The following is a 19,045-nucleotide window of genomic DNA, read 5'->3' on the forward strand; positions in this document are numbered from 1 at the left end:
CATGGCGGAAAGCGAGAGCGGCCAGGACAAGACGGAAGACCCCACCGACAAGCGCAAGCGCGACGCGCGCGAGAAAGGTGAGATCGCCCGTTCCAAGGAGCTGAACACGGTCGCGGTGACCCTGGCCGGAGCCGGCGGATTGCTGGCGTTCGGTGGCCATCTGGCCGAGACACTGTTGGAGATGATGCGCCTGAATCTGTCCCTGCCCCGCGAAGTGATCGTCGATGAGCGGGCCATGGGCGCGTTTCTGTTGGCTTCGGGCAAGATGGCGGTATGGGCAGTGCAGCCGGTGTTGATCCTGCTGTTCGTGATCTCGTTCGTGGCGCCCATTGCCCTGGGTGGGTTCCTGTTCTCCGGCAGTCTGTTGCAACCCAAGTTCAGCCGGCTGAATCCGCTGTCCGGGATCAAGCGCATGTTCTCGGTCAATTCGCTGACCGAGTTGTTGAAGGCCATCGCCAAGTTCTTCGTGATCCTCCTGGTGGCGCTGGTGGTCTTGGCCGGCGACCGCCAGGCGCTGCTGTCGATCGCCAACGAGCCAACCGAACAGGCGATCATCCACAGTGTGCAGGTCGTAGGCTGGAGTGCGCTGTGGATGGCCGCAGGGTTGCTGCTGATCGCGGCGGTGGATGTGCCGTTCCAGCTCTGGCAGACGGCCAAGAAGCTGAAGATGACCAAGCAGGAAGTGCGCGACGAATACAAGGAGCAGGAAGGCAAACCCGAGGTCAAGCAGCGCATCCGCCAGTTGCAGCGTGAGGTGTCGCAGCGACGCATGATGGCCGCGGTGCCCCAGGCCGATGTGATCATCACCAACCCCACGCACTACGCCGTGGCTTTGCAGTACGACCCGGAGAAGGGCGGTGCGGCGCCGTTGCTGCTGGCCAAGGGGACCGACTTCCTGGCGCTGAAGATCCGCGAGATCGGCGTCGAGCACAAGATCCAGATCCTCGAGTCGCCAGCTTTGGCGCGGGCGATCTACTACTCCACCGAACTTGAGCGCGAGATCCCGGCAGGGCTGTACCTGGCGGTCGCGCAGGTGCTGGCCTATGTCTTCCAGATCCGCCAGTACCGGGCGGGCAAGGGCAAGCGACCGGATCCGCTCAAGGAAGATCTGCCGATACCGCCGGATCTGCGGCGCGACGAATGATTTCGGCTGTCTGTGCCGGCCTTTTCGCGGGCAAGCCCGCCCACGGAGACCCCACAGACATTGAAACTTTTGGGGTTCCTGTGGGGGCGGGCTTGCCCGCGAAGAGGACAGGACAGCCAACGTAAAGCTCCCGTTGCACAAAGTTGGAAGGCTTCTTGCACAGCCACGCCGAAACGCCCTGTGGGCGTCAAAGTTTTGCAGCAAGAGGACTCGCGGTGGATCGCACTCAGTTAATCAGCAACGCTCGCAACAACCTGGCCGGTCTCGGCCGGGGCAGCCTGGGCGTGCCGCTGCTGTTGCTGGTGATGTTGGCAATGATGATGTTGCCGATGCCGCCGTTCCTGCTCGACGTGTTCTTCACCTTCAACATCGCTTTGTCGATCGTGGTCCTGCTGGTCTGCGTGTATGCCCTGCGCCCGCTGGATTTCGCCGCCTTCCCGACCATCCTGCTGGTGGCCACGCTGCTGCGCCTGGCGTTGAACGTGGCGTCCACCCGGGTGGTCATGCTCCACGGCCAGGAGGGGCATGGCGCTGCCGGTAAGGTGATTCAGGCCTTTGGTGAAGTGGTCATCGGCGGCAACTACGTCGTCGGTGCCGTGGTGTTCGCCATCCTCATGATCATCAACTTCGTGGTCGTGACCAAAGGTGCCGGACGTATTTCCGAGGTCAGCGCGCGCTTCACCCTGGACGCCATGCCGGGCAAGCAGATGGCCATCGACGCCGACCTCAACGCCGGTCTGATCGACCAGGCGGGGGCCAAGGCACGGCGTGCCGAAGTGGCCCAGGAAGCCGAGTTCTACGGCTCGATGGACGGTGCCAGCAAATTCGTCCGCGGCGATGCCATCGCCGGTCTGTTGATCCTCTTCATCAACCTCATCGGCGGCATTCTGATCGGTATGCTGCAGCACAACATGTCGTTCAGCGAGGCTGGCAAGGTCTACGCATTGCTGACCATCGGTGACGGTTTGGTGGCGCAATTGCCATCACTGCTGCTGTCCACCGCCGCTGCGATCATGGTTACCCGTGCCTCGGGTTCCGAGGATATGGGCAAGCTGATCAATCGGCAGATGTTCGATTCGCCCAAAGCCCTGGCCGTGTCCGGCGCGCTGATGGTGGTCATGGGCTTGGTGCCAGGCATGCCGCACATCGCCTTCCTCAGTCTGGGCTTGCTGGCGGGCGGCGGTGCCTACCTGGTGTGGAAGAAGCAACAGGCGACCAAGGCGGCGGCGCAAGCCGAAGCCAAGCGCCAGCAGGATCTGCTGCCTTCGCCGCAGCGGGCGATGGAAACCAAGGAACTGGGCTGGGACGATGTCACCCCGATCGACATGATCGGCCTGGAAGTCGGTTACCGGCTGATCCCGCTGGTCGACCGCAATCAGGGAGGTCAACTGCTGGCGCGGATCAAGGGGGTGCGCAAGAAGCTGTCCCAGGACCTGGGCTTCCTCATGCCGACCGTGCACATTCGCGACAACCTCGACCTGCAACCCAGTGCCTATCGCCTGACGCTGATGGGCGTGATCCTCTCCGAAGCCGAGATCTACCCGGACCGTGAGCTGGCGATCAACCCAGGTCAGGTGTTCGGCACGCTGAACGGCATTGCCGCGCGTGATCCGGCGTTCGGCCTGGAGGCGGTGTGGATCGATGTCGGTCAGCGCGCCCAGGCGCAATCGCTGGGCTATACCGTGGTCGACGCCAGTACCGTGGTCGCCACCCACCTCAATCAGATCCTGCAGAAGCACTGCCACGAACTGATCGGCCACGAAGAGGTTCAGCAATTGCTGGCGGTATTGGGCAAAGCTTCGCCGAAACTGGCCGAAGAGCTGGTGCCGGGTGTCATTTCGTTGTCGGGGCTGCTCAAGGTACTGCAAGCGCTGCTCGCCGAGCAGGTGCCGGTGCGAGATATCCGCAGCATTGCCGAAGCCATCGCCAATAACGCTGGCAAGAGTCAAGATACCGCCGCGCTGGTCGCCGCAGTGCGCGTCGGATTGTGTCGCGCCATCGTGCAAAGCATTGTCGGCACTGAGTCCGAGCTGCCTGTGATCACCTTGGAGCCAAGGTTGGAACAGATTTTGCTCAATAGTCTGCAAAGGGCCGGACAAGGTCAGGAAGAAGGTGTTCTTCTGGAACCGAGCATGGCCGAAAAGCTGCAGCGTTCGTTGATCGAAGCGGCCCAGCGTCAGGAGATGCAAGGCCAGGCGGCCATCCTTCTGGTGGCAGGCCCGATCCGCGCCATGCTGTCGCGCTTCGGTCGCCTGGCCGTACCGAATTTGCATGTTCTGGCGTATCAGGAAATACCGGACAACAAGCAAGTCACCATCGTTGCCACCGTGGGCCCAAATGGCTGAGGTAGTGGGTTATGCAAGTTAAGCGTTTTTTCGCCGCCGATATGCGCCAGGCCATGAAGCTGGTTCGTGATGAGCTCGGCTCCGATGCCGCCATCATCGGCAACCGTCGCATCGCCGGTGGCGTCGAACTCACTGCCGCGCTGGACTACAAGCTGTCGGCCCTGGCGCCGCGGGTACCCAATGCCGAGCTCGAGGAAGAGCTGCGCAAGACGCAGTCGCGTATCGCCTCGGCCCAGGCCGAGTTGGCCAGCCGCGAAGGCGAGGCCTTGGGGAACCGCCAATTGTTCGCCGGCCAGTCGCTGACCGCCGCCGAGCCGTTGATCGAGCCCCATGTCGATGAGCCGGTGGCACCAGCGCCGGCACCGGCTGCGGCGGTCGACCCGCGTCTGTTCAATGCCATGCGCTCGGAGCTCTCGGGCCTGCGTGAACTGCTCGAAGTGCAGCTCGGCTCGCTCGCCTGGGGGCAGTTGCAAGGCAATCAGCCGCAGCAGGCCAACCTCTGGCGGCGCCTGTTGCGCATCGGCCTGTCCGGGCCGATCGCCCGACAACTGCTCGATCTCACCCAGGGCATCGAAGAGCCGCGCCAGGCCTGGCGCATGCTGCTGGCACACCTGGCGCGGATGATCGAAGTGCCTGAGGTCGAGCCGATCGAAGAGGGCGGGGTGATCGCCATGGTCGGCCCGGCCGGCATGGGCAAGACCACCACGCTGGCCAAGCTGGCGGCGCGCTATGTGCTCAAGTACGGCCCGGCCAATGTCGCGCTGGTGAGCATGGACAGTTTTCGCATCGGCGCCCAGGAGCAGCTCAAGACTTTGGGTCGTATCCTCAACGTGCCGGTCACCTATGTCGATCCGGGCGAGTCCTTGGCCCAGGCCCTGGAGCCGCTGCTGCGCAAGCGTGTGGTGCTGATCGACACCGCTGGCCTGCAAGCCAGCGATCCGGCTCTGCGTATGCAACTGGAAACCCTGGCCGGGCGTGGCATCGCTGCGAAGAATTACCTGGTACTGGCCACCACCAGCCAGAAGCAGGTGCTGACGGCCGCCTACCACAGCTACAAGCGCTGCGGCCTGGCTGGATGTATCCTGACCAAACTCGATGAGACGGCGAGCCTCGGCGAAGTGCTGAGCCTGGCCATCAGTCATGAACTGCCCGTGGCCTATCTGACCGATGGCCCGCGCATTCCTGACGACCTGCACTTGCCGCGCAAGCACCAACTGGTGAGTCGCGCCGTCAGCGTGCAGATGCAGGACGAGCCCAGCGAGGAGGCCATGGCCGACATGTTCGCTGATCTCTATCACAACCCGCGCCGTGCGGGTTGAAGGCAAGACATGTGCAAGACAGCTATACCAAAGTACCTACACCCAGGGGCCTGCACGCTTGCCCCTCGTGTGGCCCAGGTCCAAGCGAGACAAGGTAAATAACAGATATGGGTAGCATGCACCCCGTACAGGTGATCGCCGTGACTGGCGGCAAAGGTGGCGTCGGCAAGACCAATGTTTCAGTGAATCTGTCACTGGCATTGGCCGAGCTCGGCCGCCGCGTCATGCTGCTGGACGCCGACCTTGGCCTGGCCAACGTCGACGTGCTGCTGGGGCTGACCCCCAAGCGCACCATCGCCGATGTCATCGAAGGCCGTTGCGAACTGCGCGATGTCCTGCTGCAAGGTCCCAACGGTGTGCGCATCGTACCGGCGGCCTCGGGCACGCAAAGCATGGTGCACCTCGCGCCGGCCCAGCACGCTGGCCTGATTCAGGCCTTCAGCGAGATCGGCGACAACCTCGACGTACTGGTCATCGACACCGCTGCCGGTATCGGTGACTCGGTGGTCAGCTTCGTGCGGGCCGCCCAGGAAGTGCTGCTGGTGGTGTGCGACGAACCCACCTCCATCACCGATGCCTACGCACTGATCAAGCTGCTCAACCGTGACTATGGGATGAGCCGTTTCCGCGTCCTGGCCAACATGGCGCAGAGTCCCCAAGAGGGGCGCAACCTGTTCGCCAAGCTGACCAAGGTGACCGATCGCTTCCTCGACGTGGCCCTGCAGTACGTCGGCGCCGTGCCCTACGACGAATGCGTGCGCAAGGCGGTGCAGAAGCAGCGCGCGGTCTACGAGGCCTTCCCGCGCTCGAAATGCGCCTTGGCGTTCAAGGCGATCGCGCAGAAGGTCGACAGCTGGCCGCTGCCGGCCAACCCGCGTGGCCATCTGGAATTCTTCGTCGAGCGCCTGGTGCAACCCAGCAGCGCGGGGCCGGTGTTATGAACGCCAGCGGCTTCAAGATGTACAGCAAGGCGTCCAAGGATGCCCAGTACGAGCTGATCGAGCGCTATGCGCCGCTGGTCAAGCGTATCGCTTATCACCTGCTGGCACGCCTGCCGGCCAACGTCCAGGTCGAAGACCTGATTCAGGCCGGCATGATCGGCCTGCTGGAAGTGGCCAACAAATACGATGCCAGCAAGGGTGCGAGCTTCGAAACCTACGCTGGCATCCGCATCCGTGGGGCCATGCTCGACGAGGTCCGCAAGGGTGACTGGGCACCCCGCTCGGTGCACCGCAACACCCGCATGGTCAGCGACGCGATGCGCGCCGTCGAAGCAAGAACGGGACGTGACGCTAAAGATCACGAGGTTGCTGCCGAACTCCAATTGAGTCTCGATGATTACTACGGGATTTTGAACGATACCTTGGGTAGTCGCCTGTTCAGCTTCGACGACCTGTTGCAGGACGGCGAGCACGAAGGGTTGCATGAGGACGGCGCCAGTGGCCAGGTCGAGCCTTCGCGGGATTTGGAAGAAGAGCGCTTCCAGGCTGCCCTGGCCGATGCCATCGCCAATCTGCCGGAGCGCGAGCGCCTGGTGCTGGCGCTGTACTACGACGAGGAGCTGAACCTCAAGGAAATCGGTGAGGTGCTGGGGGTCAGCGAATCGCGTGTCAGCCAGTTGCATAGCCAGTGCGCCGCGCGTCTGCGCAGCCGCCTTGGAGAATGGCGGGCACGTTGAGCCCGGGGTCGTTGCAGTCGTTTGCCGTTGTACCGAATTGATTGAGTGCGTGCTCGCAGGCGAGCGCGTTTGAGACTGCTTGGAGGTCTAATTGAACAAAGACATGAAAATCCTCATCGTTGACGACTTCTCGACGATGCGGCGGATCATCAAGAACCTGTTGCGTGATCTGGGCTTCACCAATACCGATGAAGCCGATGACGGCACCACGGCGCTGCCGATGCTCGAAAGCGGCCACTACGACTTCCTGGTGACCGACTGGAACATGCCGGGTATGTCCGGTATCGACCTGCTGCGCAAGGTGCGCGCTCACGAGCGCCTCAAGGGCATGCCGGTGCTGATGGTGACTGCCGAGGCCAAGCGCGACCAGATCATCGAAGCGGCTCAGGCCGGCGTCAATGGTTATGTGGTCAAGCCGTTCACCGCCCAGGTGCTCAAAGAAAAGATCGAGAAGATCTTCGAACGCGTCAACGGCTGAGTCACGTCAGGGGGCGCCATGGAACCATCACATTCGTCTTTGGGGGAGTTCGAGTCGACCCTGAAGAAACATGCCGAGGAATTGGTCGAGAGCCTGGAAAAGGGTCGTTTCGGCGATGCGGTGCAGCTGATTCACCAGCTGAACCAGACCCGCGACCGCGGCCTGTACCAGGAAGTCGGCAAGCTCACCCGCGAGCTGCACAGTGCGATCGTCAGCTTCCAGATCGACCCGCGCATGCCGCAGGCCGAGGAAGTTTCGCAGATCACCGACGCCACCGAGCGCCTGTCCTACGTGGTGAAGCTCACCGAGGGCGCCGCCAACCGCACCATGGATCTGGTGGAGCAGGGCACTCCGGTGCTCAACGAGCTGGCGGCCGAGGCGCAGAACCTGAGTGTCGATTGGCAGCGTTTCATGCGCCGCGAAGTCGCTGCGCCGGAGTTCCGTGACCTGGTCAAGCGCGTCGACAGTTTCCTGACGCATAGCGCCGAGGGCAACCGCCAGGTCGCCGGCTACCTCAACGACATTCTCCTGGCCCAGGACTACCAAGACCTCACTGGCCAGGTGATCAAACGGGTCACCGCATTGGTGACCGAAGTCGAAAGCAATCTGCTCAAGCTCGTGCTGATGGCCAGTCAGGTCGACCGCTTTGCCGGTATCGAACATGACCATCAACAGCTGCGCGCTGAAAAAGATCAAGAAAAACATCCGACTCGGGGTGAAGGTCCGCAGATTCATGCCGATAAGCGTGAAGACGTCGTATCCGGTCAGGATGACGTCGACGATCTGCTGTCCAGCCTGGGTTTTTAAGGAGCACGTTTAATGAGCTTCGGCGCCGATGAAGAAATCCTTCAGGATTTCCTGGTAGAAGCCGGCGAAATTCTTGAGCAACTGTCCGAGCAACTGGTCGAGCTGGAAAGCCGGCCCGACGATGCCGACCTGCTCAATGCGATCTTTCGCGGTTTCCACACTGTAAAAGGGGGCGCCGGCTTCCTTCAGCTCAACGAGCTGGTGGAGTGCTGCCATATCGCCGAGAACGTGTTCGACATCCTGCGCAAAGGTGAGCGCCGGGTCGACGCGGAACTGATGGACGTGGTGCTTGCCGCGCTCGATACGGTCAACAGCATGTTCGGCCAGGTGCGCGAGCGCAGCGAAGTGACCCCGGCCACCCCGGAGCTGCTGGCGGCGCTGTCGCGCTTGGCAGAGCCAGCTTCGGCCGACGAGGCCCCCGCGGTCGCCGAGCCCGAGGCTGTACTCGAGGCCCCCGCAGCGCAAGAGGACATCACCGACACCGAGTTCGAGCAACTGCTCGACTCGCTCGATGCGGTCAAGGCCGAAGCGGCTGCTGCTGAGCTCACGCAGGGCGAGGCTGCCGGTGGCGAAGGTGACGAAATCACCGACGCCGAGTTCGAGTCGCTGCTCGACCAGTTGCACGGCAAGGGTCAGTTCAGTGCCGAAGCGGTCGCCAGCGAGTCGCCCGCGGTCGCCAAAGAGCCGGCCAGTGACGAGATCACCGACGAAGAGTTCGAGTCGTTGCTCGACCAGTTGCATGGCAAGGGCACCTTCCAAGCCGATGCCCTGCCGACGGCCAGCGCCGCAACGGCAGAGCCCGCTGCTGGCGGTGACGAAATCAGCGACCATGAATTCGAAGCGCTGCTCGATCAATTGCACGGCAAAGGCAAGTTCTCCGGTGAGGCGGTCGCAGCGCCGGCGCCTGCCGCCGTGGCCAGCAAGCCCCAGGCCAAGCTTGAAGCCAAGGCCGAGCCCAAGCCTGAACCCAAGCCGGCTGCTACTGCTCCGGCAGCGGTCGCCAAGCCTGCTGCGCCGGCCCGTACCGCTGCGCCGGTGGCGGAAAAGCCGGTGGCCAGCGAAGCGGAAACCACCGTACGGGTCGATACTGCGCGCCTGGACGAGATCATGAACATGGTCGGCGAACTGGTGCTGGTGCGTAACCGCCTGGTGCGCCTGGGCCTGAACAGTGGCGACGAGGCCATGTCCAAGGCCGTGTCGAACCTCGACGTGGTCACCGCCGACCTGCAGACCGCGGTCATGAAGACCCGCATGCAGCCGATCAAGAAGGTCTTCGGGCGCTTCCCGCGCCTGGTTCGCGACCTGGCCCGCCAGCTCAAGAAAGAGATCAACCTGGAACTGGTCGGCGAAGAAACCGACCTCGACAAGAACCTCGTCGAGGCCCTGGCCGACCCGTTGGTGCACTTGGTGCGCAACGCCGTCGACCACGGTGTCGAGATGCCCGAAGAGCGCGAGGCCTCGGGTAAACCCCGGACCGGTCACGTGGTGCTCTCGGCGGAGCAGGAAGGCGACCATATTCTCTTGTCGATCTCCGACGACGGCAAGGGCATGGACCCGAACGTGCTGCGCGCCAAGGCCGTGGAAAAGGGCCTGATGGACAAGGACGCTGCCGACCGCCTGAGCGAATCGGATTGCTACAACCTGATCTTCGCCCCCGGGTTCTCGACCAAAACCGAGATTTCCGACGTGTCCGGCCGTGGTGTCGGCATGGACGTGGTGAAGACCAAGATCTCCCAGCTCAACGGCTCGATCAACATCTACTCGGCCAAGGGCCAGGGTTCGAAGATCGTCATCAAGGTGCCGCTGACCCTGGCGATCATGCCGACCCTGATGGTCATGCTGGGCAATCAGGCATTCGCCTTCCCGCTGGTCAACGTCAACGAGATCTTCCACCTGGACCTGTCGCGCACCAACGTGGTCGACGGCCAGGAAGTGGTGATCGTGCGCGACAAGGCGCTGCCGCTGTTCTATCTCAAGCGCTGGCTGGTCCAGGACCAGGTGCACGAGGAGCAGCGCGAGGGCCATGTGGTGATCCTGTCGGTCGGGACCCAGCGCATCGGTTTCGTGGTCGACCAATTGGTCGGCCAGGAAGAGGTGGTGATCAAGCCGCTGGGCAAGATGCTCCAGGGAACCCCCGGCATGTCTGGCGCCACCATCACCGGTGACGGCCGCATCGCGCTGATTCTCGACGTTCCGAGCATGCTCAAGCGTTACGCGGCGCGGCGTATTTGATTCTGCTGGCGCTCCCCGCGAGGGGCGCGCCGGCTAATGGAGTGTTTATGGCAGTCAAGGTCCTGGTGGTGGATGATTCCGGTTTCTTCCGCCGCCGTGTCTCGGAAATCCTCTCGGCCGACCCGACCATCCAGGTCGTGGGCACCGCGACCAATGGCAGGGAGGCGATCGACCAGGCGCTGTCGCTCAAGCCCGATGTCATCACCATGGACTATGAAATGCCCATGATGGATGGCATTACCGCGGTACGGCACATCATGCAGCGCTGCCCGACGCCGGTGTTGATGTTCTCCTCGCTGACCCACGAAGGCGCCCGCGTCACCCTCGACGCCCTGGACGCCGGTGCGGTCGACTACCTGCCGAAGAACTTCGAGGACATCTCGCGCAACCCGGAAAAGGTCAAGCAACTGCTGTGCGAGAAGGTCCACACCATTTCCCGCAGCAATCGCCGCTTCGGCAGCTACGCCAGCCCTGCAGCGGCCACCGCAGCCGCCCCGGCCAGTACCGCGCAGGCGCCTGCCAGCAGCCTGGCGTCGGCCACCCCGGCACCGGTGCGCAGTGCTGCGCCTGCTCGTGTCGCGCCTGCAGCGGCGTCGCCTGCGCCCAAGCGCAAACCCTACAAATTGGTGGCCATCGGTACCTCCACCGGCGGCCCGGTGGCCTTGCAGCGAGTGCTGACCCAGTTGCCAGCCAGCTTCCCGGCTCCCATCGTGTTGATCCAGCACATGCCGGCGGCATTCACCAAGGCCTTTGCCGAACGCCTCGACAAGCTGTGCAAGATCAGCGTCAAGGAAGCCGAGGACGGCGACGTGCTGCGCCCAGGCCTGGCCCTGCTGGCCCCAGGTGGCAAGCAGATGATGGTCGATGGCCGGGGTGCGGTGAAGATCCTGCCGGGCGATGAGCGCCTGAACTACAAGCCGTGCGTGGACATCACCTTCGGCTCGGCGGCCAAGTCCTATGGCGACAAGGTCCTCTCGGTGGTGCTCACCGGCATGGGCGCGGACGGGCGCGAGGGCGCGCGGTTGCTCAAGCAGGGCGGCAGCACGGTGTGGGCCCAGGATGAAGCCAGTTGCGTGATCTACGGCATGCCCATGGCCATCGTCAAAGCCAACCTGGCCGATGCGGTGTACAGCCTGGACGAGATCGGCAAGCACCTGGTTGAGGCCTGCGTCTGATGGATGTGTTGAGCCTGATCGGCCTGAGCCTGGCCTTCGTCGCCATCGTCGGCGGCAATTTCCTCGAAGGTGGCCATGTCGGTGCCCTGATCAACGGCCCCGCCGGCCTGATCGTGCTAGGCGGTACCCTGGCGGCGGCACTGTTGCAATCGCCGTTGCCGGCGTTCAAGCGGGCGCTGCAGATCCTGCGCTGGATCATCTTCCCTCCACGGGTCGACCTGGCCGGGGGTATCGACCGGGTGGTCAACTGGAGCCTGACGGCGCGCAAGGAAGGCCTGCTGGGTCTTGAAGGCGTCGCCGATGGCGAGCCCGACCCGTACGCGCGCAAGGGCCTGCAACTGCTGGTCGATGGCGCCGAGCCTGAGTCGATCCGCAGCATTCTCGAGGTCGATTTCCTGACCCAGGAGGCTCGTGATATCCAGGCCGCCAAGGTGTTCGAAAGCATGGGGGGCTACGCGCCGACCATCGGCATCATCGGTGCGGTGATGGGGCTGATCCACGTCATGGGCAACCTCGCCGACCCGTCGCAGTTGGGCAACGGCATCGCCGTGGCCTTCGTCGCCACCATCTATGGTGTGGCCAGTGCCAACCTGATACTGCTACCGGTCGCCAACAAGCTGAAGGCCATCGTCCTGCGCCAGTCGCGCTACCGCGAGATGCTGCTCGAGGGGCTGCTGTCGATTGCCGAAGGGGAAAATCCACGCTCGATCGAGCTGAAGCTGCAAGGCTTCATGGAGTAACCCATGCGTCGCCGCCGTCATACCGAAGAACACGAGAATCACGAACGTTGGCTGGTGTCGTACGCCGACTTCATCACCTTGCTGTTCGCGTTCTTCGTGGTCATGTACTCGATTTCTTCGATCAACGAAGGCAAGTACAAGGTCATCTCCCAGGCCCTGCTGGGGGTGTTCAACGACCCCGAGCGGGCGATGAAACCCATCCCAATCGGCGAGGAGCGGCCGCTGAGCGTGCGCCCGGCCGAGCCGTTGATCAAGGACAGCGAGCAGACCGATGCGGGCCTTGCGCAAACCAGCGTTGATCCGCTCAAGGCCATCAGCGACGACGTGCGCGATGCCTTCGGCGACCTGATCAAATCCGACCAGATGACCGTGCGCGGCAACGAACTGTGGGTCGAGATCGAACTTAACTCTTCGCTGCTGTTCGGCAGCGGTGATGCCATGCCCAGCGACAAGGCGTTCGACATCATCGAAAAGGTGGCGAACATCCTCAAGCCGTTCGCCAACCCGGTCCATGTGGAAGGCTTCACCGACAACCTGCCGATCCGCACCGCGCAGTTCCCGACCAACTGGGAGCTGTCCTCGGCACGGGCGGCGAGCATCGTGCGCCTGCTGGCGATGGAGGGGGTCAACCCGGCGCGCATGGCAGCGGTGGGCTATGGCGAGTACCAGCCGGTAGCCGGCAACGATACCGCCGAAGGCCGGGCACGCAACCGTCGGGTGGTGTTGGTGATTTCCCGTAACCTCGAAGTGCGCCGCAGCCTGACCGGTTCAGGGAGTGCCAACGCCACGCCGGATGCGGCCTTGCGCCGTGCTGGCACACAAAGTGCACCAGCAGTCGGGAGTCGTTGACTCGTCAATTCTCCGTCACGGCGTCAGCTTGAGGGGTGCGATCCCGCAAGGATGGGCGCTAAATTCATGAGTCAGAGTTGTCCTATGAGAGTCTGGGCAGTAGCCAATCAAAAAGGTGGCGTCGGCAAGACCACCACCACGATCGCCCTGGCCGGCCTGTTGGCCGAGGCGGGTAAGCGCGTGGTCGTCGTCGACCTCGACCCCCATGGCTCGATGACCAGCTACTTCGGCCACAACCCCGATGCGCTGGAGCACAGCTGCTACGACCTGTTCCTGCACAAAGACGCGGTGCCCGAGGGCCTGCCCGGCCAATTGCTGCTGCCGACCAGCGACGAGCGCATTTCCCTGCTGCCCTCGAGCACCGCGTTGGCGGTGCTCGAGCGCCAGTCACCGGGACAGAACGGCCTGGGCCTGGTGGTCGCCAAGAGTCTGGCGCAACTGTGGCAGGATTTCGACTTCGCCCTGATCGACAGCCCTCCCTTGCTCGGGGTGCTCATGGTCAATGCCCTGGCTGCCAGCCAGCAGTTGGTGATTCCGGTGCAGACCGAGTTTCTCGCGGTCAAGGGCCTGGAGCGCATGATCGGCACCCTGGCCATGATCAACCGTTCGCGCAAGCAGGCCCTGCCTTACCAGATCGTCCCGACTCTCTTCGATCGCCGCACCCAGGCTTCGCTGGGCACGCTCAAAGTGCTGCGCGACACGTACGACCAGCAAGTCTGGCAGGGTTACATCCCAGTCGATACGCGCCTGCGCGACGCCAGCCGCAACGGCGTCACGCCGTCGCAGTTCGATGGCAAGAGCCGCGGGGTGATCGCCTATCGGGCCTTGCTCAAGCACTTGCTCACCTATAAAACTGCGCTGCGGGTGGCCTCATGAACCGTCCTGTCGGTACCCGTCCGCAACTGGCCTTGCAGTCGTACCTCGATGGATTGTTGCAGGAAGCCACCGAGCCCGACGAGTCGAGCGAGGTCGCCCAGGTCCTTACCGCCGAGCCAGGCGATGAGTTCGCCGCCGCCGTGCGCGAAGAGCAGGCTTTCGATGCCCGCCAGCAAGCGTCCGTGGCGCCACCCACCAGGCGGCCCTTCGCCGAGCCGCAGGCAGCGATCCTGCCGGCCGTGATGCCAGTCGAAGAACCGGTGGTCGCGGTGGTTGCCGCCGACGTGGTAGCCGAGGCGAGTATTCCGGTCTTGACCGAAGTCCAGGCCGCCGAGCCGGTAGCGCCCCTGGTCGACCTGCACCTGCCGATAGCCGGCGTGCCGACGCCGCCGACCACGGTCGATGGTCGCCCGGCCTGGGCCGCTGAGCCGTTCGAGTGCCTGTTGTTCGACGTCGCCGGGCTGACCCTGGCGGTGCCGCTGGTGTGCCTGGGTTCGATCTACAGCCTCGAAGGTCAGGAGCTGACACCGCTGTTCGGCCAGCCGGACTGGTTCCTCGGCATCCTCACCTGCCAGGCCGGCAACTTGAAGGTATTGGACACCGCGCGTTGGGTCATGCCCGACCGCTATCGCGATGATTTCCGCCAGGGCTTGCACTATGTGATTTCGGTGCAGGGCTATGAATGGGGACTGGCGGTGCATCAGGTCAGCCGCTCGCTGCGCCTGGACCCGAACGAGATCAAATGGCGCAGCCAGCGCGGCCAGCGCCCGTGGTTGGCCGGTACGGTCATCGAACACATGTGTGCGCTGCTGGATGTCGCCGAGCTGGCCGAGTTGATCGCCAGCGGCGCCGTCAAGCAGATGCACAGCCAACAGCAATGACACCTAACACACCGCCAACGGCGGATTTCAAGGGGTAGGGGAATGAAAAAGTCGTCCGCACAAGGTTCCGAAGATCCGATCCTGCAGTGGGTAACCTTCCGTCTGGACAACGAGTCCTACGGCATCAACGTGATGCAGGTGCAAGAAGTGCTGCGCTATACCGAAATCGCTCCCGTGCCGGGTGCGCCAAGTTATGTGCTGGGCATCATCAACCTGCGCGGCAACGTGGTGACGGTGATCGACACCCGCCAGCGTTTCGGCCTGATGCCGACCGAGGTGACCGACAACACCCGCATCGTCATCATCGAGGCGGACAAGCAGGTGGTGGGCATTCTGGTCGACAGCGTTGCCGAAGTGGTCTACCTGCGCCAGTCCGAGATCGAGACCGCGCCGAACGTGGGCAACGAAGAGTCGGCCAAGTTCATCCAGGGCGTTTGCAACAAGAACGGTGAGCTGTTGATCCTGGTCGAGCTGGACAAGATGATGACCGAGGAAGAGTGGTCCGAGCTGGAGAACATCTGAGTTGATTTTCGAGGCTGCTGTCATCTTCCTGGCGCTGCTCTGGGCAGTGAGCCTGTGGTTGTTCCTCAACTACAGCAAGCGCCAGCGAGAAATGGCCGCCGAACAGGCGGCGGGCGATGCGCTGCGTGATCAGCGTATCAAGGACTTGGCCAAACGCCTGGACGACTACCAGAACGGTACCGTGCGCATGGGCGAGGCCATTCACGAGCTGCGCGCGGTGTTGGCGCCGCTGCCCGAGAAAGTCCAGCAACTCGAGCAGCGTGATCCCAACAGCGTGACCTTCACCCAGGCGGCCAAGCTGGTCGGCATGGGCGCCAGTGTCTCCGAACTCACCGAAACCTGCGGCCTGACCCAGGCCGAGGCAGAGTTGATGAGGAAGTTGCACCGAAGCGAATGACCCAAATGGGCGTCCCGAAGCGCGCGGCTGCGCGCTCAGGCCGCCCAGCTGTGTGCCTGTCCCATCTTCGCGACCCTGTCCAGGGGTACGTGTTCGCGCAGTGCGCGGGTCAACTCGCTGAAGTCCACGGTGGCCGCGATGTCATGAATCGGCGACGCCATCAGGTTGCACACCTCACGCAACTGCCTGAGCCAGGGTAGGCGTTCGTCGATCACATCGTTGAGCACTCCAGGTCCACTGATCAGGCTGAGCTTGCGCGCGTAGTCGCGGAAGGGCAGGGGTTGCAGGATCGGATCGGGACGCGTGCGGTAGAAGGCAGGGGTCTGGGCGTAGCGCTGGAGGATGCGCTCGGAAATCGCATCGAGCGTCGGGTTGCCTGGGTGGCTGCCGATCATGCTGCTGTTGAACTTGATGTGCATGCCCAGCAGGTCATTGGACACCGGCGGCGAAAGCACCAGGCCATCCTGGGTGGTCTTGAGCTCGATTCGCTGCAAGGGCAACTCTGCTTGTGCGTCGGAGGCCAGTAGCAGGCGGTCATCGGCATCCAGGTAGAGCCCGCCATAATGCTTGAGCAGGCGATAACGCAGGACGTCGCAGGCCGAGCTGAAATTTCTCGCTAACCCGCCATTGCCCTCGATGGCGTCCCGGTACTGGCGGTAGTAAGGCGATCGAGCGAAGTCGTGGAAGAAGCCTTGGTCTTCCAGAGGCATCAGTAACGCGTTCGGCGCCTGTCGGCGCAATAGCCGCAAGTTGCCTTGATAGACCGCGTGGTTCTCCCGCGACAGAAAGACCTGGTAGCGATACGCGGTGCCCTGCAAGGCTTGTGCATTGTGGGTCAGCGCTTCGAGAAACTCTCCCTGCAGCGGCTGATCGCCCAGCCAGACGCTGCTCACCACCTGGGGAATGGCGGTGCGCTGCAGATCGGTAAAGCTCTGCAAGTCCAGCGGCAGCTGCAGATCGATCCCCAGCCCGCGCAAGGTGGCCATGCGTTGCGCATTGTTGGAGATGCGCGGCCCGGAGGTGGTGGCAACCAGGGCGAACTCACCGTCGCCCTGGATGATCCAGCGCGTAGGCTCGGGCAACCGGGCGTCCTGAATGCGGATGAAGCTGTCACTGGACACTTCGTACTGCACCCAGTCGTTGATGATGCCGCGATCGGTTCGCAGCCAGGCAGCGAAGCGAGCGTATAAACGCTCGTCGATGCGCGCCACCAGGGTCGAGGTGGCTTGCGCCGAGACGATCACAGGTTCACGGAACGCCAGTTCGGCGGGCTCGAGCTCCAACTCTTCGACCTGCGGCGCAGCACCGACCGGCACTTCCAGCAGCTCTGCAAGACGTTTGCTGGAGAAGAACCCGCGACGGGCGTAGGCAAATACGCTCGCGGGCCGCGCGACGATATTGCCCAGCCCAGGCAGGGCATTGAACAGACCGAATACTTGTTCGCTCAGCCCCTGCTCGCGCTGTTGCAGGTCCTTGCCGTTGATCGCCGCGTCCAGGCCCAGGCCGAATTGTCCGACGCCGCCAGCCAATAACAGCGGCGACAGTTCGGGTAGCACGATGACCAGAGGAGCTAGGAGGGTCGTCATCAGGTTCAGATAGGACCCCCAGCGCGCTTTGTCGATTTCGTGGTTGCTGGTGATCTGGCTGTCGGCGTCGGCGTAGGCGCGTTGTTTCTGCAGCTGGGTCAGGGCTTGGAACAGGTCTCCCTCGATGGGCGGACTGTACTTCTCGGGCCTGAAGTTGATGACGTTTTCCGGTTTCCAGAAACCACTGGTGGCGAAGCCCGGATGCTCGGCAGACAGGCGATGCGCGCGTGGATACAAGCCCAGCCCGTCGAGCGCGGTGCGCAGGCCGCTGAATTCCAGGCCGTCCGGCCAATCGGCACGAGCGAAGTGGCCGAGCAGGGCTGCCCGTTTGTCGCTCTCGCGGCACTGCGCCGCCAGCCACTGCTGCATGGCCGTAGCGCTGGCGAACTCATGGAAGGGCGACAGGTTGCCCGGAATGTACAGTATCACCTGCGGTCGCGATGCCTGGCTGATCTGCACGATGCTCGATGAGACATACCCGTAGATGTTGAGCATCGTGGTCCGGACATCCTGGCGCGGCGTCAGGCCTGCAGCCCGCCAGAGCGCCAACTGGCTGTCGGCCGAGAGGCTCCCGGCCTGGACCTGCCGGTTGCAGGCAGCGATGAAGGCGATCTTCAGGGCCCGTTGGTAGTGCTCCTGGCGGCGTTGCCAGTAGGTATCCAGCCGGGACTTGAAATCGGTGTGGAAATGCAGGTTCCAGAGATAGGACTGGAAGTCCTCGGCGCGTACGGGCAGGCGTGTGTCGGGGGCGTAGCGGGCAGCTTGAGTACGTCGATAGAGCCCGTTGAAGATCAGGTAGGGGGACGCGTTGGAGAACAGGCCCAGCGGCTCCAGGCGCTCGACCAGCTTCACTGGTCCGGTCGGTGCGATGCCAGCCCAGTTGCCGTAGTGAAAGCCGCCGTACCCGGCAGCGCTTTCGCCCTGCCAGTTGGCCAGGAGGGCTTCGACCAGGTTCATCTTCTGAGTGATGACGGCATTGTCCTGGGTGTACGCCCGACCCTCGCCCAAGGGTTCGGTCTGATAATGGAAGGTGATGACGTCGATATCGAGCGGGCTGTCGGTGATGCCTTGCGCGGCTAGCCAAGTCTGCAGCTTCTCTTTGGCGATCAGGTCCGGCCGGGGGATATCGAGCAGTGCCTGGCGGACCAGGCCGCGGTTGGCAGGGGGGATGGTGTGCATATGCTGGCCTTCGGGTTGAAAGCGTCCAGCGTGCCGTGTCGGTGGCCCTCGGGCGCGTTAGATAGTGCTATCGCTCGGGGGCAACGCCTGGGTGACGGGGGACACGTCGCGTGGGGACGTCGGGCTATCGTCGAAGCCAGGTGGCACCTTGCCGCGCAACTGCCAGGCGAAAGCGATGATTTCGGCGATGGTCAGGTACAGCGCCTGGGGAATCTGCTCGCCCAGCTCCAGGCGCGCCAGCAGGCGCACCAGCTCGGCGTTCTCGTAAATGGGTACCTCGTGCTCGCGGGCCAGGGCGAGGATAGCTTCGGCCAGGGCATCGTCGCCTTTGGCGCTGAGGGTCGGTGCCTGTTGGCCGTCGTAGCTCAAGGCAATGGCCTGGCGCGGTTGTTTGTCGTTCATCGGTTTTCTCCGCGAGATACCCCGTACTTTAGTGCGGGGAGGGATAGCGAGGCGTGCGAACTGCGCGCCCTTACGCCGGCCTGTCTTGCTGCTCGATGTAGCGCCGAACCACGTCCAATGGCGCACCGCCTATGCTGCCGGCGAAATACGACGCCGACCATAACGTATTCCCCTGCCAGGCTGGTTGCATCAATTCCGGGAAATAACACGCAATGAATTCTCCACTAGACCAACCTTGAAAAAACCATGGTAAACACGCTATTTTGCTGAACAATATAGATAAAGGCCAATCCAGAATGAAAACCACCAGAACCCTCCAATTGCGCATCAAGGACAGGCATGCGCCCGTTCTGCGCGCGTGGGCGCGGTCGGTTAACACTGTCTGGAATTACCTGAACGAATTGAGCTATCGCAACATCCGTGACCATGGGCGAT

General features: G+C 63.2%; 19 protein-coding genes. 15 read left to right on the forward strand and 4 right to left on the reverse strand.

What is annotated here, in order from left to right:
* Window position 1 precedes the first annotated feature (1 nt).
* From flhB to E2H86_RS13080, 15 genes are all read left to right on the forward strand, one after another.
* Complete coding sequence (gene flhB, locus E2H86_RS13010; protein ID WP_133328362.1) at window positions 2-1,144, forward strand: flagellar biosynthesis protein FlhB; 1,143 nt, start codon at window positions 2-4, stop codon at window positions 1,142-1,144.
* A 215-nt stretch (window positions 1,145-1,359) separates the two neighbouring features.
* Complete coding sequence (flhA, locus tag E2H86_RS13015) at window positions 1,360-3,489, forward strand: flagellar biosynthesis protein FlhA (protein ID WP_133328364.1); 2,130 nt, start codon at window positions 1,360-1,362, stop codon at window positions 3,487-3,489.
* An 11-nt stretch (window positions 3,490-3,500) separates the two neighbouring features.
* Window positions 3,501-4,808, forward strand: coding sequence for a flagellar biosynthesis protein FlhF (flhF, locus tag E2H86_RS13020; RefSeq protein ID WP_133328366.1), 1,308 nt, complete (start codon window positions 3,501-3,503; stop codon window positions 4,806-4,808).
* A gap of 98 nt (window positions 4,809-4,906) precedes the next feature.
* Window positions 4,907-5,749, forward strand: coding sequence for a flagellar synthesis regulator FleN (gene fleN, locus E2H86_RS13025; protein WP_196171850.1), 843 nt, complete (start codon window positions 4,907-4,909; stop codon window positions 5,747-5,749).
* Window positions 5,746-6,486 carry an RNA polymerase sigma factor FliA gene (gene fliA / locus E2H86_RS13030; RefSeq protein ID WP_133328370.1) on the forward strand — a complete coding sequence of 247 codons (741 nt, stop codon included), beginning with the start codon at window positions 5,746-5,748 and terminating at the stop codon, window positions 6,484-6,486. The genes fleN and fliA overlap by 4 nt, the downstream gene beginning before the upstream one ends.
* 103 nt (window positions 6,487-6,589) lie before the next feature.
* Window positions 6,590-6,964 (forward strand): chemotaxis response regulator CheY, encoded by a 375-nt coding sequence (locus E2H86_RS13035; protein ID WP_133328372.1) that lies wholly within the window; start codon window positions 6,590-6,592, stop codon window positions 6,962-6,964.
* A gap of 18 nt (window positions 6,965-6,982) precedes the next feature.
* Window positions 6,983-7,771, forward strand: coding sequence for a protein phosphatase CheZ (locus E2H86_RS13040; protein WP_133328374.1), 789 nt, complete (start codon window positions 6,983-6,985; stop codon window positions 7,769-7,771).
* 12 nt (window positions 7,772-7,783) lie between these two features.
* Entirely contained in the window at window positions 7,784-10,003 is a 2,220-nt protein-coding gene (locus tag E2H86_RS13045) for a chemotaxis protein CheA (protein ID WP_133328376.1), read from the forward strand.
* Window positions 10,004-10,050: 47 nt separating this feature from the next.
* Window positions 10,051-11,178: a protein-glutamate methylesterase/protein-glutamine glutaminase gene (locus tag E2H86_RS13050; protein WP_133328378.1), complete on the forward strand. Its 1,128-nt coding sequence runs from the start codon at window positions 10,051-10,053 to the stop codon at window positions 11,176-11,178.
* Window positions 11,178-11,918, forward strand: a complete 741-nt coding sequence (locus E2H86_RS13055) for a flagellar motor protein (protein WP_133328380.1) — start codon at window positions 11,178-11,180, stop codon at window positions 11,916-11,918. The genes E2H86_RS13050 and E2H86_RS13055 overlap by 1 nt, the downstream gene beginning before the upstream one ends.
* A gap of 3 nt (window positions 11,919-11,921) precedes the next feature.
* A complete protein-coding gene (gene motD, locus E2H86_RS13060) occupies window positions 11,922-12,767 on the forward strand; it encodes a flagellar motor protein MotD (protein ID WP_133328382.1) in 846 nt (281 codons plus the stop codon).
* An 84-nt stretch (window positions 12,768-12,851) separates the two neighbouring features.
* Complete coding sequence (locus tag E2H86_RS13065) at window positions 12,852-13,643, forward strand: ParA family protein (protein WP_133328384.1); 792 nt, start codon at window positions 12,852-12,854, stop codon at window positions 13,641-13,643.
* Window positions 13,640-14,524 carry a CheW domain-containing protein gene (locus tag E2H86_RS13070; protein ID WP_133328386.1) on the forward strand — a complete coding sequence of 295 codons (885 nt, stop codon included), beginning with the start codon at window positions 13,640-13,642 and terminating at the stop codon, window positions 14,522-14,524. Before E2H86_RS13065 ends, E2H86_RS13070 begins: the two co-directional genes overlap by 4 nt.
* 42 nt (window positions 14,525-14,566) lie before the next feature.
* Window positions 14,567-15,046 carry a chemotaxis protein CheW gene (locus E2H86_RS13075; RefSeq protein WP_003254393.1) on the forward strand — a complete coding sequence of 160 codons (480 nt, stop codon included), beginning with the start codon at window positions 14,567-14,569 and terminating at the stop codon, window positions 15,044-15,046.
* A 1-nt stretch (window position 15,047) separates the two neighbouring features.
* Complete coding sequence (locus tag E2H86_RS13080; RefSeq protein WP_133328388.1) at window positions 15,048-15,443, forward strand: DUF2802 domain-containing protein; 396 nt, start codon at window positions 15,048-15,050, stop codon at window positions 15,441-15,443.
* A 35-nt stretch (window positions 15,444-15,478) separates the two neighbouring features.
* Here E2H86_RS13080 and E2H86_RS13085 read toward each other — a convergent pair whose 3' ends face one another.
* The 4 genes from E2H86_RS13085 to E2H86_RS26085 form a co-directional block, all read right to left on the reverse strand.
* Window positions 15,479-18,208, reverse strand: a complete 2,730-nt coding sequence (locus E2H86_RS13085) for a dermonecrotic toxin domain-containing protein (RefSeq protein ID WP_133328390.1) — start codon at window positions 18,206-18,208, stop codon at window positions 15,479-15,481.
* Window positions 18,209-18,265: 57 nt separating this feature from the next.
* Entirely contained in the window at window positions 18,266-18,610 is a 345-nt protein-coding gene (locus E2H86_RS13090; RefSeq protein WP_133328392.1) for an EscU/YscU/HrcU family type III secretion system export apparatus switch protein, read from the reverse strand.
* Window positions 18,611-18,680: 70 nt separating this feature from the next.
* Window positions 18,681-18,917, reverse strand: coding sequence for a transposase (locus E2H86_RS26430; protein ID WP_207955627.1), 237 nt, complete (start codon window positions 18,915-18,917; stop codon window positions 18,681-18,683).
* Window positions 18,835-19,045, reverse strand: a 211-nt coding sequence (locus E2H86_RS26085) for a hypothetical protein (RefSeq protein WP_207955629.1), incomplete at its 5' end; no start/stop codon positions are given. The genes E2H86_RS26085 and E2H86_RS26430, both read right to left, overlap by 83 nt.

Source organism: Pseudomonas putida (assembly GCF_004357765.1).
In the GTDB taxonomy this organism is placed as follows: domain Bacteria; phylum Pseudomonadota; class Gammaproteobacteria; order Pseudomonadales; family Pseudomonadaceae; genus Aquipseudomonas; species Aquipseudomonas putida_U.

Bases quoted from the DNA above. Each gene is read 5' to 3' on its own strand.
- flhB (WP_133328362.1), top strand. From the start codon at position 2: ATGGCGGAAAGCGAGAGCGGCCAGGACAAGACGGAAGACCCCACCGAC.
- flhF (WP_133328366.1), top strand. From the start codon at position 3,501: ATGCAAGTTAAGCGTTTTTTCGCCGCCGATATGCGCCAGGCCATGAAG.
- fliA (WP_133328370.1), top strand. From the start codon at position 5,746: ATGAACGCCAGCGGCTTCAAGATGTACAGCAAGGCGTCCAAGGATGCC.
- E2H86_RS13035 (WP_133328372.1), top strand. From the start codon at position 6,590: ATGAAAATCCTCATCGTTGACGACTTCTCGACGATGCGGCGGATCATC.
- E2H86_RS13040 (WP_133328374.1), top strand. From the start codon at position 6,983: ATGGAACCATCACATTCGTCTTTGGGGGAGTTCGAGTCGACCCTGAAG.
- E2H86_RS13045 (WP_133328376.1), top strand. From the start codon at position 7,784: ATGAGCTTCGGCGCCGATGAAGAAATCCTTCAGGATTTCCTGGTAGAA.
- E2H86_RS13050 (WP_133328378.1), top strand. From the start codon at position 10,051: ATGGCAGTCAAGGTCCTGGTGGTGGATGATTCCGGTTTCTTCCGCCGC.
- E2H86_RS13055 (WP_133328380.1), top strand. From the start codon at position 11,178: ATGGATGTGTTGAGCCTGATCGGCCTGAGCCTGGCCTTCGTCGCCATC.
- motD (WP_133328382.1), top strand. From the start codon at position 11,922: ATGCGTCGCCGCCGTCATACCGAAGAACACGAGAATCACGAACGTTGG.
- E2H86_RS13065 (WP_133328384.1), top strand. From the start codon at position 12,852: ATGAGAGTCTGGGCAGTAGCCAATCAAAAAGGTGGCGTCGGCAAGACC.
- E2H86_RS13070 (WP_133328386.1), top strand. From the start codon at position 13,640: ATGAACCGTCCTGTCGGTACCCGTCCGCAACTGGCCTTGCAGTCGTAC.
- E2H86_RS13075 (WP_003254393.1), top strand. From the start codon at position 14,567: ATGAAAAAGTCGTCCGCACAAGGTTCCGAAGATCCGATCCTGCAGTGG.
- E2H86_RS13085 (WP_133328390.1), bottom strand. From the start codon at position 18,208: ATGCACACCATCCCCCCTGCCAACCGCGGCCTGGTCCGCCAGGCACTG.
- E2H86_RS13090 (WP_133328392.1), bottom strand. From the start codon at position 18,610: ATGAACGACAAACAACCGCGCCAGGCCATTGCCTTGAGCTACGACGGC.